This is a genomic window from Leucobacter salsicius M1-8, from assembly GCF_000350525.1.
Lineage (GTDB): Bacteria > Actinomycetota > Actinomycetes > Actinomycetales > Microbacteriaceae > Leucobacter > Leucobacter salsicius.
In genome coordinates this window covers 472,517-488,509 of record NZ_AOCN01000022.1, presented here as the reverse complement: position 1 = coordinate 488,509, position 15,993 = coordinate 472,517, and the positions used below count along the sequence as shown (strand labels likewise).

The window sequence follows — 15,993 nt, the reverse complement described above, 5'->3', positions numbered from 1 at the left end:
AAGCCTAAGAGTCCGCCCGCGAAGCACCCAATCGGGCTACCCGGTGACCGTGACCGTCGTCTGCTCAACCGAGACTCGCACGAACGAGGTTGCGGTTTTCTCTTCGCGCATGGCCCCGATATACACGGCCTTAACAGATGCAGCCCGGTCGCGTGCGCGCACGCGCAGGCCCGATCCAATGAGCCGACGCACGAGCTCGCCGCCGCTCACGTACTCGGCCCCCGCAGCGATCAGACGGTCGTGCATGTCTGCGGGCACGTCGTAGTGATCAAGGTCGAAACCGCGCCTCGGAATGCCGTTTGCAGACGCAAAGTCGTGCAGCTCGCTGAGCGAGTGATCGCTCACGAGGTGAGCCCAGAGCCTGCCGTGGGCGGGCCACAGCGGGGTGTCAATGAGCACGGTCATGACGACAAGCCTACGACGCGAGCCTTGGCGTGACCTTCAACCCTCTTCGTTTATACGTCCTCGTCCACCCAATCCATGGACTTGGTGACGGCCTTGCGCCACAGTCGCAGCTCGCGGTCGCGGTCCTCGGCCGCCATCGCGGGCTCCCAGCGCTGCTGCTCCTGCCAATTGGCGCGCAGGCCGTCGAGGCTGTCCCAGAATCCGACCGCGAGGCCGGCAGCGTAGGCCGCGCCGAGCGCGGTCGTTTCAGCGACGACGGGGCGCACGACGGGCACGCCCAGCACGTCGGCCTGGAACTGCATCAGCGCATCGTTGGCGACCATGCCGCCGTCGACCTTGAGCTCGGTGAGTGCGACACCCGCGTCGGCGTTGACAGCGTCGAGCACGTCGCGCGTCTGAAACGCGACGGCCTCGAGTGCTGCCCGCGCGATATGGCCGCGGTTGGCGTAGCGCGTGAGTCCCACGATGGCACCGCGCGCATCGGGGCGCCAGTAGGGCGCGAAGAGTCCCGAGAACGCGGGCACGAAGTACACGCCGCCGTTGTTCTCGACCGAGCTCGCGAGCTTCTCGACCTCGGGGGCGCTCTCGATGATGCCGAGCTGATCCCGCAGCCACTGGATCAGTGATCCGGTGACGGCGATCGACCCCTCAAGCGCGTAGTGCGCGGGGCCGTCGCCGAGCTTGAACCCGACGGTCGTGAGCAGCCCGTTCTTCGAGTGCACGATCTCTTCGCCCGTGTTGAAGATTAGGAAGCAGCCGGTGCCGTACGTGTTCTTGCTTTCGCCCGATCGGAACGCGGCCTGACCAAACGTCGCGGCCTGCTGGTCACCGAGCACTCCCGAGATGGGGGTTTCGCGCAGCAGCGACGAGTCCTCGGCGTACCCGTAAACCTCCGACGAGGACTTGATTTCGGGCAGCATCGAGCGGGGCACGCCGAAGGCTTCGAGGATGTCGTCGCGCCAGTCGAGCGTCTCGAGGTCCATGAACATGGTGCGCGAGGCGTTCGTAACGTCGGTGACGTGCACCCCGCCTTCGACACCGCCCGTGAGGTTCCAGATCACCCAGCTGTCGGTCGTACCAAACATCAGGTGCCCGGCGTCGGCAGCCTCGCGCGCGCCATCGACATTCTCGAGGATCCACGCGACCTTCGTGCCCGAGAAGTAGGTGGCGAGCGGCAGCCCGACGATGGCTTTGAATCGCTCGACGCCACCCTCGGCCGCGAGCCGGTCGACGATCGGCTGTGTGCGCGTGTCTTGCCACACGATTGCGTTGTAGATCGGGCGACCGGTGCGACGGTCCCAGACCACCGCGGTCTCGCGCTGGTTCGTGATGCCGATCGCCTCGATGTCGTGGCGGGTCAGGTCAGCGCGCCCGAGCGCGATGCCGATCACCTCCTGCACGTTCTGCCAAATCTCGACCGCATCGTGCTCGACCCAGCCAGCCTGGGGCATGATCTGCTCGTGCTCTTTCTGCCCGACGGAAATGATGTTGCCGCCGTGGTCAAAGATCATCGCGCGCGACGAAGTGGTGCCCTGGTCGATGGCAATGATGTATTCAGCCACTGTGCTGCTCCTTCAGGTGAGGTGTCTGGTGAGGTCGAGAAACGGTGAGAGTGTGCAAGGATCTGTGCGCGCGAGGTGCGGTAGCCCCAGATTAGACGGCCTGAGCCAAGTCGAGCAGTAGTGGGGCCGAGAGTGCCGCGAGCCCGGCGCCCACGAAGGGTCCCACGACCGGCACCCAGGCATAGCTCCAGTCACTCGGACCCTTGCCCTTGATGGGCAAGATCGCATGAGCAATCCGCGGGCCCAGGTCACGGGCAGGGTTGATCGCGTAGCCGGTCGGGCCACCCAGAGACATCCCGATGCCCACGACGAGAAACGCGACGGGCATCGCCATCATGGGGCCAAGGCCCCCCGGCACACCCACTTGGATGTCGCCAAAATCTGCGAACGCAAAAATCACGAACATGAGCACGAAGGTGCCAATGATCTCGGTCACCAGGTTTGCTGGGTAGTTCCGGATCGCCGGCCCTGTCGCAAAGACGCCCAGTTTGGCGGCGGGATCCGGCTCTTCTGCGAAGTGATTGCGGTAGGTCAGCCAGCACAGGGTCGCCCCGACGATGGCGCCGAGTACTTCAGCGACGATTGCGACGCCAAACATGACGCCCGAAATTTTGCCCGAGATGAGCAACCCGAGCGCGACGGCCGGGTTGACGATGCCGCCGGAGTACGCCGAAGCGAGGACGCCCGCGAAGACCGCGAACCCCCACCCCCACGTGACCATGGCGACGCCGCCGGCGTTGCCCTTCGTCTTGGCTAGAGCAACGTTCGCGACGACGCCGCATCCGAGCAGGACGAGGAGCGCGGTGCCTACAAACTCCGAGACGAAGTAGAGCCCGAGATGAACTTCGGTCATGAGGCTCAGCCGAGCTGCGGCGTAAGGCCGGTCGCGCCAAGCTCGATGCGATGAGCATCGCGCAGGGTCCGGATCGCGCGCGCGATCTCGTCAGCGCGTGTTTCGTCGCTCCAACCGAGTTCGGTGGCGAGCACCGCGGCGAGCTCTTCCAGGAGCTCGCTCGTGAGGTGGCCGCGGAACGCGATCGAGGTGCGACGTTTGAGGAGATCGTCCAGGTGAACGATCTGCTCGGTGCGCGCGAGGTAGGCGAGCTCCTCGGCGTAGTAGCCCGGGGCGTGGGCGAGCTCGGTCAGCTGCTCGGGCAGCTCCGCCAGCAGCGTCGCCGCGCGGGTGCCGTAGCGCTCAAGTAGCGTCTCGACGAGGGCCTGATCGCGGCCGTCACCATGCGAGGTGATCCAGAGGCGTTTGGCGTCGTCGGATGCCGGGAAATCACGGCCGCCGCCGATCGCCAGATCGGCAGTGTCGACCGTGCGCTTGCCGCCGATGCGATTCATGACCTCGGTGGAGAGATGCTCCGCGAGGGCGCGGAACGTCGTCCACTTGCCACCCACGAGGCTGAGCGTGGGGGTTGAACCCATCTTGCCCTCGACGATGCGGTAGTCGCGCGACACGAAGCCGGGGGCTGTGTCGTCGTGCTTCGGCAACGGGCGAATGCCCGAGAACGAGTAGACGATGTCCTCGCGCTTGATCTCGATCTGGGGGAACACGTGGCCCACGAGATCAAAGAAGTAGTCCACCTCGTCGTCGGTGCAGACGCTCGCCTCGCGCGGGTCGGCGTTGATGTCGGTGGTGCCCACGAGCACGCGGTCCTTGAGCGGGTAGATCAGTACGATGCGGCCGTCGGAGTGCTCGAAGAAGATCTCACGGCCGCGGGTGGCCGCGAGCAGCTCGGGGTGGTCGAGCACGACGTGCGAGCCCTTGGTGCCGCCCATGAACTGAGTCTCCTGGCCGAGAGCCTCGTTCGTGAGATCGGTCCAGGGGCCGCTCGTGTTGACCACGAGGTCAGCGGCGAAGTCGAATTCGTTGCCCGTGAGCTCGTCGCGCAGGCGCACGCCGTTTGCAGAATGACCGACGGCCGAGACGTAGTTTGCGGCCCGAGCATGGCTGCCCGTTTCGATGCCGTCCCACAGCACGTCGAGCGCGAGGCGCTCGGGGTCGTGCATCGAGGCGTCGTAGTAGGTGGCCGTGTACTTCAGGCTCGGGTTGATATCGGGCAGCTCGGCTAGCGAACGCTTCTTGCCGAGGAACCGGTGCTTGGGCACGTGGCCGCCGTCGCGCGAGAAGGTGTCGTACATCATGAGCCCGATTTTGATCAGGAATGCGCCGCGTTCGTTCGGCTTACCGCGACCGTGCGTGATGAGCAGCCGGAACGGTGCCGACAGGATTCCCGAGAATGTCTTGTAAATCGGAATCGTGGTCTCAAGCGGCTTCACGTAGTGAGGAGCGATACGCAACAGACCGTTGCGCTCGGTCACCGATTCCTTGACGAGCCGGAACTCGCCGTTCTCGAGGTAGCGAATACCGCCGTGCACCATGTGGCTCGAGGCTGACGAAGCTCCCGAGACGTAGTCGCCGCGTTCTACGAGTGCGACGTCAACGCCCTGGAGTGCGAGGTCGCGGAAGGTCGCGATGCCGTTAATGCCAGCGCCAATCACCAAAACGCGCGCGTTGGGACGGCTCGTGAGCCCCGCAATACGGCTAGCTGCGCTGGGCGTCTCTTCTTGCGACACGGTCTCCCCCGAATTATTTGACTGTTGTTGCACGCCTCAAGCTTGAGACTCAACTGGTCAAGGGTGCAAACTAGATGCACATATGTGCAGTTTTGCTACTTGCTCGAGACCTCGGAGGCCAGATGTCACCGCATTCACGCGCGCCACGTGCAGCCCGTGCACTTCGCGCACCCCGCGCTGAGCAAGCGCTCAGCGCCGCGCGCCTGTACTACCAACAGGACCTCACCATGGAAACGATCGCCCAGGAGCTGAGGGTGTCGCGTTCGTCGGTGTCTCGGCTGCTGTCGTTTGCACGCGAGACCGGCCTCGTTGAGATTACGATTCACTCCCCCGAGGCCGCGCAGAACGAGCTTGAGACGTGGTTTGCCAATACGCTCGGCGTCACCGCGCACGTCGTGCGCGCTCCTGCCCGGGCAACAGAACTGGAACGGCTAGACCGTACCGCCCACGCTGCGGCCGGGGTGCTCGCGCAGGCGGTTCGATCGCAGCTCACGGTAGGGGTTGCCTGGGGTTCAACTCTGTCTGCGGTGGCGAGCCACCTTCCTGCGAAGCCCACGCATGACTCGCACGTCGTGCAGATGAATGGCGCAGTGAACCTGCGCACCACCGGTGTCTCCTACGCTGGTGAGCTCCTCGGCAGGTTCGCCTCGGCTTTTCAAATGTCGGTGCATGAGTTTCCGGTGCCCGCGCTGTTTGATGACCCCAACACCAAGCTTGCGATGTGGCGCGAGCGCAGTGTGCAGGCTGTGCGTGAGCGGCAGGCACGAGCCGGACTGTTCATGTTTGGGCTGGGATCGCCCAGGGCCGAGCTTCCATCGCATGTGTACTCGGGAGGCTATCTCGACAAGGCGGACAAGGCCGCGGTGAAGCAATACGGCATCGTCGGAGACTGCGCCACCGTCTTTTACCGCGCCGACGGCAGCGATGACGGTATCGACCTGAATGCCCGCTCAAGCGGGCCTTCGCTCGACGCGATTCGAGAGATCCCTCACCGCTTGTGCGTTGTTTCGAGTACCTCGAAGCGTGACAGTCTGCGCGGCGCACTCGCTGCCGGCCTGATTACTGAACTCGTAGTCGACGAGGCCCTCGCACGCTCCGTGTACTCCTGGCACACGGGTAGCGGTCGGTAACTCTCGCGCGGAACTGTACGGCAGCAAAACACCTCCCGGGGCAGAGTTCTGCCCCGGGAGGTTTTGTGCACTATCGCTGCCGCGCCAGAGACACTTCTGGTCCCCACAGCGGAGCACTCGGCTCGCTTGGCTTACTGGGCTTCCTTGGTTTGCTCGGCTTGCTCGGCTTGCTCGGCGTACCCGGCGTACCCGGCGTACCTGGCGTACCTGGCGTACCCGGCACCGGTTTCCCGGAGGTGCGCGCCATCGCGGCCCCCACAGCGGCCGCGCCGGCCGCCACTCCAGCTCAGGATCCACCCACCTCGGCGCTAACACCTCGGGCTTGCCCCGCACCATGCGAACATGCCAGCCACTGACCTCGATACTGCGGTGATGCCACCAACACAACAGCACCCCGTTGTCGGTGGTCGTCGGGCCACCTTCTGCCCATGGTGTCACGTGGTGTACCTCGCACCATGTCGCCGGCACCGTGCACCCCGGGATGATGCAGCCGCCGTCGCGGGCCGCGATCGCGCGCCGCTGATGCGGTGTGAAGATGCGGGTGGGGCTCGATATCCCGAGGATGCGGCCGTCGTTGTCGATGAGGACTTTCTGGGTCGCTCCGGCACAAACGCTGTGGCGCACGGTCGCAGCAGTCACCGGTACGGGGATCCCGTCGTGTCCGTGGAGCCACGCAACTCCCGCCTGCCCGGCGTCAGGGTCGGTGCTTGTGCTTGTGCAAGCTCCAGGCTCAGCGCCAGCTAATGATCCGAGCTCGGCGACCTCGCGGACCAGGCCCGCCGCGAGGTCTGCCTGGGTCGTCTGGATCAACACCGTCACCGGCGCGCCACCGAGCATCGGCATATCAGCCGCCCGTCCGGCGATCTGCGCGATCACCATCAGCGCATCATGCATCTTCTGCCCCGACGACCTGGCGTCCCCTGCCACCGGCACGAGTACCGGTTCGGGGTCGTCACCCTCCACGAACCGCACTCCGGACCCCGACCGGCGCACACCCGGCGCACCTGCGGCACCTGCAGCACCTGCGGAAGCGGAAGTGAGCGCGGCATCGGTGAGGCCAGCGCTCCCGAACCCGTCGTCAGCATCGACTCCATCTGCGTCTGCGTCGACAAAACCGCCTGCGATGACACTTTCCGTGTCAGCATCGCCAATACCAGCCTCGGCTTCGCCGGCAACCTGAGGGAGCCGAACACCGCCAGTCGACTCATCCACCGCTCTGCCACCAGCCTGCTCGACCGTGTCTGCGTCAGGACCCGTCAGGTTCGTCGACGTCTTCGGGGAATTCACACCCGTCACGAGGTTTCCGAGTAGCGCCGCAACCTCAGGCAGCAACGCCCCACGCACCGGCACCAACCCATTGCGTACCCGCCCGAGCCGAAAGAATCTGCGGGCCAGTTGTCCCTCGTCATCGGGCTCCGGTCCGTCCTGATCGAGCGATGTACACCAGAACGCGCACACCTGCCGCAGTGTGTCCGTGTCGAGCGGCACGCTGGCAGCACCCGCCACCGGACTGCAGGCATCAGAACCATCACCAGCGTTATCCGCACCAGGGTCCAGCACCGCCGCACCATCCGCATCGAGCCCGCACCCCTCGGGATACCCCGCTGCCTGATTCACGAGGCAGCGTTCCGCGACCGCGACCCGTTCCGGGTCCACCCAGCCCGGCACCGACCCCAACGACTTCGTCAGCAACAGCGCCGACTCCCACGGCAGATCCCCCGCATAAAACGCTTGCGCGATCGCCGGATACCGGGGCGGAATCTCTCCCGCCGAAAAGCCCGGCATCGGCCGCGTCAGATCAGCAAACGACACCCGCTGCCGCACCACCGACCCCGGCAGCAACGACACCCGCTGCAGCAACTCGGCCCCGTCACGGCAGCCGCGACGACCCGAAAGCGACTCCGACGGCACCCCGAGACACCGATCCGACACCGCACCCGCGGCCAACACCAGCAGGGCCTGCACGCGCCGAGACGCCCGCTCCAACTCCTGCGTCACCGACAGCAACGCATCATCAGACAGACCCGAAAACTCGTGCATGCCCAGCCTCGCCGCGAGCCCACCCAGGTCTGTGACGACATGCGCTGCGGCACCCGTCACATCGAGATCATCAACCTCGGCATCTTTGCTGGACATGATCCCATTTTACCACCAATTCGAAACTATGTTCGAAATAATTTTGGACGAACTCGCTCGCTCTCGAAGCTCAAGACTTCGACTCCCAACGCCTTGACTCCCACCAACCCTCCTCTTCCTCATCCACGGCGACAGTCACCCCCTCACCCGCATCCGCACGCAGCGCTCGCCGACTCGTAATCCCCCACCCCGCACAAACACTGACGCCGGTCCACAGTGCCGCCGGGTAGATCAGGTCACCCAAGGGCACCCCTCCCAGCGTGAGCCCAAACAGCAACACTGCGACAGCCCCCACCCCAACCCCGAGCGCGAAGAATGCCGTGCGGTGCAGCCAGCGACTTGCCACCCTCCGCAGCAGGAGGCCAAGCCCGTACGCGGCAAAACCCCCGTAGGCCACCGCCGCGAAACCCGAGATGGGAATTGCAAACATCGCAGTCATGGCGAGGTTGTTCACAAGAGACACACCCCACTGTTCACCGGGGGCCGCGGCCCCCTCCGCTAACACGTGCGGGGCGAACATCCACAAGATCAACAGCAGCGGAAACCCCACATTGAAAACCACGAGCGTCCACCACAGGCCGCGCCAATACTCACCGCCAGTAAACGCCATCGGGCGCGCTGGCGTGCGCGGGTTGGGAACCAAGACCAAGGCCGAGGGCCCCCGCTCCTCGAAACTCACGGCAGCTCGACCCGAGAGGGTGACTCCGAAAACTCAACGAACCGCAGCACGCCAGCACCATCACCAGCACTAATCCCGAACGCCAAAACATCGTGACCATGGCGCTTAATGAGGATATGTAACGAAGCTACTGGAGCAATGACTGACTCAGATTTGCGCCACTGAGACTGGAGCAGAGCCGTGGAGGCGGTGCAGACAGCGGCCATGGTCTAGGACACCGCCTCAGCAACACGATCCAAATCAAGATCCGAATCCAAGCATCCGCTCACACGTAACGCCTCCCGCACGCGGTCGCGCCCTGCGGCGCTAAGCCCGTGAAGCGGCCGCGGCAGCGACCCCTCCCCGATGAGCCCCAGCTCTTCGGCCACGGCGGTCGCCACCCGCAAGCTCCCGTAATCGGCAAAGAGCGCGAGCAGTGACTGGAGGGCCCCACTCGCCCAGGTGGTCTCGGCAGCCACAACCCGATCCGGATCAAAGCCAGCCTCACGCGCCTCGCGCGCGCGCTGCATCGCGGCCCGCGGCAGCACGCCCGCGATCACTGAATACCAGGCGTCGCATCCGGCGGCAATCCCGAGCGCAGCCGAGGCGTCACCCGAGACGCCGATCGTGACGTGCGCCGGCAACCGCTCCCGAATCGCGCTGATGTGCGCAGTGGCTGCCTCGAGACCCGCTGGCGGCGGCGGCACCTTGATCGAGGCCACCCCCGGTAGGGCGGCCACTCGGGCATAGAGATTGAGTGAGAACGTGAATCCGGTCGTCGTCGGGTTGTCATACACCACGACGGGCACGTTCGCGCCGGCCGTAACTTCCTCGAACAGCCCGAACACCTCGTCGTCATTGAGCCGCTGGTAGCTCACCGTCGCGACAATGAGGCCGGACGCCCCCGCCGCCTCCGCGACGCGCACATGGTGCAGCACCTCCGATGTCGATATCGCCCCGACTCCCGCGAGCACCGGCGTCCCCGCCGCGTGCTGCACCGCGAGCTGCACGACCCGCTCGCGCTCGGCAGCAGTCAAGTACATGTACGACCCGGTCGAACCCAGCACCGCAATCGAATCAACGTTAGCGGCCACGGCACGCTCAACCAGCCCCACAAAGGTCGCTTCGTCGAGCTCGGACTGGGATCCCAAATCGACATTAGACGGATCAACTTCACCCGCCCGCATCGGCGTCAACAGAAACGCGCTCACTCCCCGAACCACGTCGGTCACGACTCCCTGCTGCAGTGCATCCATGTCCCTATCCTCGCGCACGCACGCAATGTGCAGCAATAAGCCGCCCCTGCACCCCTGAAGTTCGCGCCTGAGGCTCACCCCTGGTAGCGTTCGAAGGTGGGCTAGTTGTAGCTCCGAGACGATTCGATCGAAGCGAGGTGAGTTCGTGCCCAGCGACAATTGCAGTTTTCGGCCGAGTCTCCCCCTTCCGCGGTGCCAGTGTGCACGCTCAGGCGAGGGCCTCGGCTCCCCCGCACACCCGTAATTCGCGCACGGGAAGTTCCGTGTGCTGACGCATGTGGCCCACAGCGGCCACGCAGTTCGGAGCGATAATCGTGACTCCACCTCAGCCAGAAAACGTCAACACGTCAGTTGACGCCACAATCGACGCGACCATAGATCTCGTCGAACACCATCTCAGCGCACGGGATCTCCCGGCGCTCACCGAACAACTCGGGAAGCTCCCCGTAGAAGACGTCGTGCTCGCGTTTGAACGCGTGTCTTCGAAAGAGCGGGCCGTGCTCTATCGGCTCCTCGCGAAGGATCGCGCGCTCGAGGTGTTCGAGCTGCTCGATCCCACCCTGCAGAGCGACCTGCTGCACGGACTTCAGGCAGCCGAGGTGACCCGGCTCTTCTCCGAGCTCGACCCCGACGACCGCGCCTGGCTCCTGGACGAGGCCCCCGCTGCCCTCGCCACACGACTCCTGCGCGGCCTCACCGAGAGCGAGCGGGTGCAGACCGCGGCTCTCCTCGGCTACCCCCAGGGCAGTGTCGGCCGCCGTATGACCCCGGAGTTTGTCTCGACCCGCTCCAGCTACAGCGTCGAGGAATCCCTGGCGCGCGTGCACGCCGGACTCGAGGACGCCGAGACCGTCTACACGATCCCGGTGCTCGACGACGCTCGCAGGCTCGTGGGCATCGTGAGCCTGCGCGACCTGCTCGGTGCGGAGCCCCAGACCATCGTTGCGTCCCTCATGAGCGATCCTGTGTCGACCCAGGCGGTCGAGAGCGCTGAGACCGCGGCCCGCCGGATCACCGATCTCGCGCTGCTCGCCATGCCCGTAGTCGACAGTGAGTCTCGCCTCCTGGGCATGCTCACCATCGATGATGCGGTGCGCATCCTCGAGCACGAGGAGAGCGAAGACGTTGCCCGCCAGGGCGGCACCGAACCGCTACGCCGCCCCTACCTGTCGACGCCCGTGTTCTCACTCGTGAAATCCCGCGTCGTGTGGCTACTCGTGCTCGCAGTGGGCGCCACGCTGACGGTGCAGGTGCTCGAGGTCTTTGAGGCAACGATCGAGCAGGTGACGGTGCTCGCACTGTTCGTGCCGCTCCTGATCGGCACAGGCGGCAACACCGGCAATCAGGCCGCCACGACCGTCACGCGCGCTCTCGCGCTGGGCGACGTGCGCCCGAAGGACATCATGCGCGTGCTCACCCGCGAGCTGCGCACGGGCGCTCTACTCGGCCTGATGCTGGGCGGCCTCGGCTTCACGATCGCGACGCTCGTATACTCTCCGGCGATTGGCGCGGTCATCGGGCTCACGCTGCTCGCCGTGTGTACGGTCGCGGCGGCCGTCGGCGGCGGCATGCCGCTGCTCGCGCGCGCGGTGAAGGTCGACCCGGCCGTGTTCTCCAACCCGTTCATTTCGACGTTTGTCGACGCGACCGGACTCATCATTTACTTCATGATCGCGCGCGCGATCCTGCAGCTGTAATCCACGCCGCTGGCCGTCGGGTGCAGAGTGCCCGGCGGCCTGCGATCCGGATCGCCCTATTTCGCATCGCCATGCGGCCCTGGGCTCTCCCGCGCACTGGCCCACGCAGCACTGCGGCCCCGGGTTCCAAAGAACCCGGGGCCGCAGTTTCGTGCGTGCAGCTATGCGCCGAGGCGCGCGATGATCTCGGGCGCGAGCGCGCTGAATGCGCGCGTGCGGTGCGAGTGCTGGTCCTTCTCGGTTGAGGTGAGCTCAGCCGCCGAACGGCTCATGCCCTCGGGCTCGAAGATCGGATCATAGCCGAAGCCGTGATCGCCGGCGGGTGCGCGCAGCAGGGTACCCTGCCACACTCCCAGCTCGCATACCTCGGTGGCCGGCTGGCCGGGCACCGCAGGATCGCCGGGCACTACGAGCGCGGCGGCGCACACGAATCCGGCCTGACGGTGGCCGTCAGCGATGTCGGTGAGCTGCCACAGCAGCAGATCGACATTGGCCTTGTCGTTGCGGGCCGGGCCGCCCCAGCGCGCTGAGAAGATGCCGGGCATGCCGCCGAGCACATCGACCGTGATACCCGAGTCGTCGGCAATCGCGGGCAGTCCCGTGTGTGCCGCGGCCGCGCGCGCCTTGATGAGCGCGTTCTCCTCGAAGCTCAGGCCGTTCTCGACGGGCTCAGGCCCGTCATAGCCAATGAGCTCGATGCCGGGGATCTGCGGGCCCAGGATGCGGCGCAGCTCCTCGAGCTTGTGCGCATTGTGCGAGGCCAGCACGACCTGACGGGTCGGCGTCACGTCTTCGGTCATGCGGCACCGCCCGAGCCGGTGAGCGCCTCCGCCAGCACGTCGCGCTGCAGCTGAGTCAGTTCAGCCGTGCTCGCGAGCGCCAGATCGAGCAGCACGTTGAGCTCATCACGCTTGAAGGGAACGCCCTCGGCGGTGCCCTGTACCTCGATGAAGTCACCCGAGCCGGTGACGACCACGTTCATATCGGTCTCGGCGGCCGAGTCCTCGACGTAGGCGAGGTCGCTCATAGCGGTGTCGCCCACGATGCCCACCGAGACGGCGGCCACGGAGTCCTTGAGCGGCTGGGCCTTCTTGGAAATGTGGCCGTTGGTGCGTGCCCACGCGATCGCGTCAGCGAGCGCGACGTAGGCGCCCGTGATCGATGCGGTGCGGGTGCCGCCGTCGGCCTGCAGCACGTCGCAGTCGATGACGATGGTGTTCTCACCGAGCGCCTTGGTGTCGATGACGGCGCGCAGGCTGCGACCGATCAGGCGCGAGATCTCGTGGGTGCGGCCGCCGATCTTGCCGCGCACGGATTCGCGCTGCATCCGCTCGTTGGTCGAGCGGGGCAGCATCGAGTACTCCGAGGTCACCCAGCCCGTGCCCTGGCCCTTGAGCCAGCGCGGTACGCCGGGGGTGAACGAGGCGGTGCAGAGCACGCGAGTGTTGCCGAAGGAGATGAGAGCGCTGCCCTCAGCCTGCGCACTCCAACCGCGTTCGATCGTAACGGGGCGCATCTGGCCGACGGTGCGCCCGTCGGCGCGGGTGTACTCAGACATGGGACTCCTAGGTGTCATATTGGGTTCTACGATACGGCGCACACGGGACTGATGCCAGACCCGGGGCCGTGACTATTGGGGCAGTGTGATCGTGCCGGTGTGCACGAGATCGACCGTGTCGATGCCGATGCCGAGCATGCGGCGCGCGAGATCGACAAAACCGGCGGTGTCGGGGCCGGTGGCCTCGTACCTGAGCTCGGGCTCCCCGTGGTGGGCGGGCCGCAGCAGGTTGTTTTCGGTGAGCACCTGGAACACCTCGTTGGCAGTTTCAATGTCGCTCGATACGAGGGCCACATCGGGGCCAACGACCTGCCGGATCGCACCGCGCAAGAAGGGATAGTGCGTGCAGCCCAGAACCAGGGTGTCGATGCCCTCGGCAACCAGCGGGGCGAGATAGCCCTCAGCCACGCGGTGCACCTCGGGGCCGCTCGTTTCACCCGCTTCGACAAGTTCGACAAAACGGGGGCAAGCCGCTGATGTGAGCCGGATCTCGGGCCGCATTGCGAACAGGTCGTCATAGGCTCGCGACTGGATCGTCCCCTGGGTGCCGATCAGCCCGACGCGGTGGTTGCGGGTGATTGCCGCAGCGCTGCGCACCGTCGGCCCGATCACCTCCACGACGGGAACGTCGTAGCGTTCGCGGGCGTCGCGCAGCACGGCGGCGGAGGCCGTGTTGCAGGCGATCACGAGCATTTTGACGCCCTGGGCGACCAGATCGTCAAGGATTTCGAGGGCGAAGCTGCGTACCTCGGCGATGGGCCTGGGGCCGTAGGGCGTGCGCTCGGTGTCGCCCACGTAGATCATGGATTCACCGGGCAGCTGGTCGCGAATCGCACGTGCGACGGTGAGCCCGCCCACCCCCGAGTCAAAGACTCCGATGGGCGCTTCGGCAGAAATGTTGCGGCTACTCACCTGACCAGCCTACCGCTCGGGCGCCGTGCGCTTGATCCGGTGCCGCTTGATTCCTCACGACTTGATCCAGGTGTGCCGGTGGAGCTCGGTGAGGCCGTGGGCAGCGATCCCGGCGTAGTGGGCCGCGGATCCGTAGCCCTTGTTGGAGGCCCAGGCATACTCGGGGTGCGCCTCGTCGGCTTCGCACATCAGTTGGTCCCGGGCGACCTTCGCTCCGACTGAGGCCGCCGCGACGCTCGCGCAGAGACGGTCGGCGCCCACGCGGGTCTGGACGTTCAGCGGGGACTTGAGCACGGGCGTGAGCCAATCCTGAGACCCGTCAAGAATGATCGCGGCCCGCGTCACGTCGATGCCCTGCGCATGCAGGGCGAGCAGTGCACGGCGGGCGGCCTCGCCGAGCGTGGCGGTGATGCCGTGGGCGTCGATCTCGGCGGCGCTGGAGTATCCGACGGCCCCCACGCCCCACTCGGCCACGAGCGGGGCGACCAGTGTGCGTCGCTTCTCGCTGAGCAGCTTGGAATCACGCAGCCCGACGGGAAACTCTTCGGTACCGGCGAGCACCGCGTGCGCGCCCACCGCGACCGGGCCGGCGACCGCGCCGCGGCCAACCTCGTCGATCCCGATCACGAGCGGAGCCCCTAAGGCCCACAGCTCTCGCTCAAAATCGAGCGTCGGGTCCTTTTCGGGGTTCGGAGTGAGAGCGCGCACTTACTGCGCCGTCTGCTGGGACTGCTTCGCCTGCTCGACGCCGGTGAACGTGCCCTCGGGCGTGCCGAGCCAGGTGAAGTGATCGAGCGGCCAGTTGATCACGAACGCGCGCCCTACGATCTCGTCCTCGGGCACGAAGCCCTTGCCCGGCTGATCCTGGTTGTAGCGCGAGTCCTTGCTCTGGTAACGGTTGTCGCCCATGACCCACACTGAGCCCTCGGGCACGGTGACATCGAAGTCGATCTTCGAGGAGCGGGTCTCCCCCGGCGGAATGACGATGTATGGCTCGTCGAGCGGCACACCGTTCACGGTGACGCGGCCCTGGGCATCACAGCAGGCCACCCGGTCGCCGCCCACGCCGATGACGCGCTTCACGACATACTCGTGACTCGTGTCGGCCGCGAGGCCGACGGACTGAAGTACCTTCTCAAACCCCTGCGGCGGCTGAGTCGCGCGCGGATAAAGCCAGCCACCCGGATCCTTGAACACGACAACGTCGCCGCGCTTCACGTCCATGATGTCTGGCACGAGTTGATTCACCAGGATGCGGTCGTTGACCTGCAGCGTCTGCTCCATCGACACCGATGGAATGTAGAAGCTGCGCACCAGAAAAGTCTTGAGCAAGAAGGAGACGAGAAACGCAACCACGATAATCACGAGCAAATCTCGCACGAACCCGAGGAATCCGCCGCCGCGCTGACGGTTCGATGACTTCGCTGCGGTTTCGCTCATGGCGGCTCCTTGATGCAAGGGCGCCGGGAGGACCTGGCGCACCGGATAATTGTCCCGCCAGAAACAGCGGGGAGACACCTCAGGCTCCCACCTTTTCGGGTTGGGAGCCTGAGACTGTCACAGGCGTGTCGAAAAACGCCTGCGTGAAGTGCGTGACTTAGCGGTCGCGCTTCTCCTTGATCTTTGCCTTCTTGCCGGTAAGGGCGCGCAGGTAGTAGAGCTTCGCACGACGAACGTCACCGCGGGTGACGATCTCAATCTTGTCGATTGCGGGCGAGTGCACGGGGAACTTACGCTCCACGCCAACCTGGAAGCTGATCTTACGAACGGTGAAGGTCTCGCGGACGCCCTCACCGTGGCGCGAAATGACGACACCCTGGAACACCTGGACACGCGAACGGTTGCCCTCAACGATGTTGACGTGCACCTTGACGGTGTCGCCGGCGCGGAAGTCAGGGATGTCACTCTTGAGCGACGGGGCGTCGACGTAGTCGAGCTTCTGCATGATTGTCTCTCTCTGCGCCCGCCGTAAGTCGGGATCGCGGATTTCGAAAAGTACTTGGGTATTTGGCTCACGGTATGTGCGGACCCTTACGGCAGTGCCGCACCGTGGCACAAGGATCAATTATGCCACACCCGGGACCCTGACACGACAC

At 65.6% G+C, this 15,993-nt stretch carries 13 protein-coding genes and 2 pseudogenes; 2 read left to right on the top strand and 13 right to left on the bottom strand.

The genetic code is table 11. The features are described from left to right. Positions 1-144: 144 nt before the first annotated feature. From C795_RS15900 to C795_RS0111305, 4 genes and pseudogenes are all read right to left on the bottom strand, one after another. A pseudogene (locus C795_RS15900) lies at positions 145-405 on the bottom strand (DUF4031 domain-containing protein); the annotation flags it as partial. A gap of 50 nt (positions 406-455) precedes the next feature. Continuing rightward, positions 456-1,967 carry a glycerol kinase GlpK gene (glpK, locus tag C795_RS0111315; RefSeq protein ID WP_017793875.1) on the bottom strand — a complete coding sequence of 504 codons (1,512 nt, stop codon included), beginning with the start codon at positions 1,965-1,967 and terminating at the stop codon, positions 456-458. A 91-nt stretch (positions 1,968-2,058) separates the two neighbouring features. Then, positions 2,059-2,820, bottom strand: coding sequence for an MIP/aquaporin family protein (locus C795_RS0111310; protein WP_017793874.1), 762 nt, complete (start codon positions 2,818-2,820; stop codon positions 2,059-2,061). 5 nt (positions 2,821-2,825) lie between these two features. Next, positions 2,826-4,550 (bottom strand): glycerol-3-phosphate dehydrogenase/oxidase, encoded by a 1,725-nt coding sequence (locus C795_RS0111305; protein WP_408605770.1) that lies wholly within the window; start codon positions 4,548-4,550, stop codon positions 2,826-2,828. Between the two features lie 122 nt (positions 4,551-4,672). Between C795_RS0111305 and C795_RS17590 the strand changes: the two genes are divergently transcribed. Continuing rightward, positions 4,673-5,680 (top strand): sugar-binding transcriptional regulator, encoded by a 1,008-nt coding sequence (locus tag C795_RS17590; protein ID WP_017793872.1) that lies wholly within the window; start codon positions 4,673-4,675, stop codon positions 5,678-5,680. 378 nt (positions 5,681-6,058) lie between these two features. On the opposite strand, the pseudogene C795_RS17585 reads toward C795_RS17590, so the two are convergent. The 3 genes and pseudogenes from C795_RS17585 to C795_RS0111285 form a co-directional block, all read right to left on the bottom strand. Beyond that, positions 6,059-7,465: pseudogene (locus C795_RS17585) on the bottom strand (DUF222 domain-containing protein); the annotation flags it as partial. A gap of 421 nt (positions 7,466-7,886) precedes the next feature. Further along, positions 7,887-8,426, bottom strand: a complete 540-nt coding sequence (locus C795_RS0111290; protein ID WP_157487077.1) for a hypothetical protein — start codon at positions 8,424-8,426, stop codon at positions 7,887-7,889. A 278-nt stretch (positions 8,427-8,704) separates the two neighbouring features. Beyond that, complete coding sequence (locus C795_RS0111285; protein ID WP_017793870.1) at positions 8,705-9,730, bottom strand: dihydrodipicolinate synthase family protein; 1,026 nt, start codon at positions 9,728-9,730, stop codon at positions 8,705-8,707. Positions 9,731-10,005: 275 nt separating this feature from the next. Here C795_RS0111285 and mgtE point away from each other — a divergent pair, with 275 nt between their 5' ends. Continuing rightward, positions 10,006-11,427 (top strand): magnesium transporter, encoded by a 1,422-nt coding sequence (gene mgtE, locus C795_RS0111280; protein WP_017793869.1) that lies wholly within the window; start codon positions 10,006-10,008, stop codon positions 11,425-11,427. Between the two features lie 161 nt (positions 11,428-11,588). Here the strand turns inward: mgtE and C795_RS0111275 are convergent, their stop codons facing one another. The 6 genes from C795_RS0111275 to rplS all read right to left on the bottom strand — a co-directional run bounded on the left by C795_RS0111275 (position 11,589) and on the right by rplS (position 15,842). Next, entirely contained in the window at positions 11,589-12,227 is a 639-nt protein-coding gene (locus C795_RS0111275; protein WP_017793868.1) for a non-canonical purine NTP pyrophosphatase, read from the bottom strand. Continuing rightward, positions 12,224-12,985 (bottom strand): ribonuclease PH, encoded by a 762-nt coding sequence (rph, locus tag C795_RS0111270; RefSeq protein ID WP_017793867.1) that lies wholly within the window; start codon positions 12,983-12,985, stop codon positions 12,224-12,226. Before rph ends, C795_RS0111275 begins: the two co-directional genes overlap by 4 nt. A gap of 72 nt (positions 12,986-13,057) precedes the next feature. After that, complete coding sequence (gene murI, locus C795_RS0111265; protein WP_017793866.1) at positions 13,058-13,897, bottom strand: glutamate racemase; 840 nt, start codon at positions 13,895-13,897, stop codon at positions 13,058-13,060. 54 nt (positions 13,898-13,951) lie between these two features. Next, positions 13,952-14,605, bottom strand: coding sequence for a ribonuclease HII (locus C795_RS0111260; RefSeq protein WP_017793865.1), 654 nt, complete (start codon positions 14,603-14,605; stop codon positions 13,952-13,954). After that, positions 14,606-15,337 carry a signal peptidase I gene (gene lepB / locus C795_RS0111255; RefSeq protein ID WP_017793864.1) on the bottom strand — a complete coding sequence of 244 codons (732 nt, stop codon included), beginning with the start codon at positions 15,335-15,337 and terminating at the stop codon, positions 14,606-14,608. Positions 15,338-15,494: 157 nt separating this feature from the next. Continuing rightward, complete coding sequence (gene rplS / locus C795_RS0111250) at positions 15,495-15,842, bottom strand: 50S ribosomal protein L19 (protein ID WP_017793863.1); 348 nt, start codon at positions 15,840-15,842, stop codon at positions 15,495-15,497. Between the last annotated feature and the right edge of the window lie 151 nt (positions 15,843-15,993).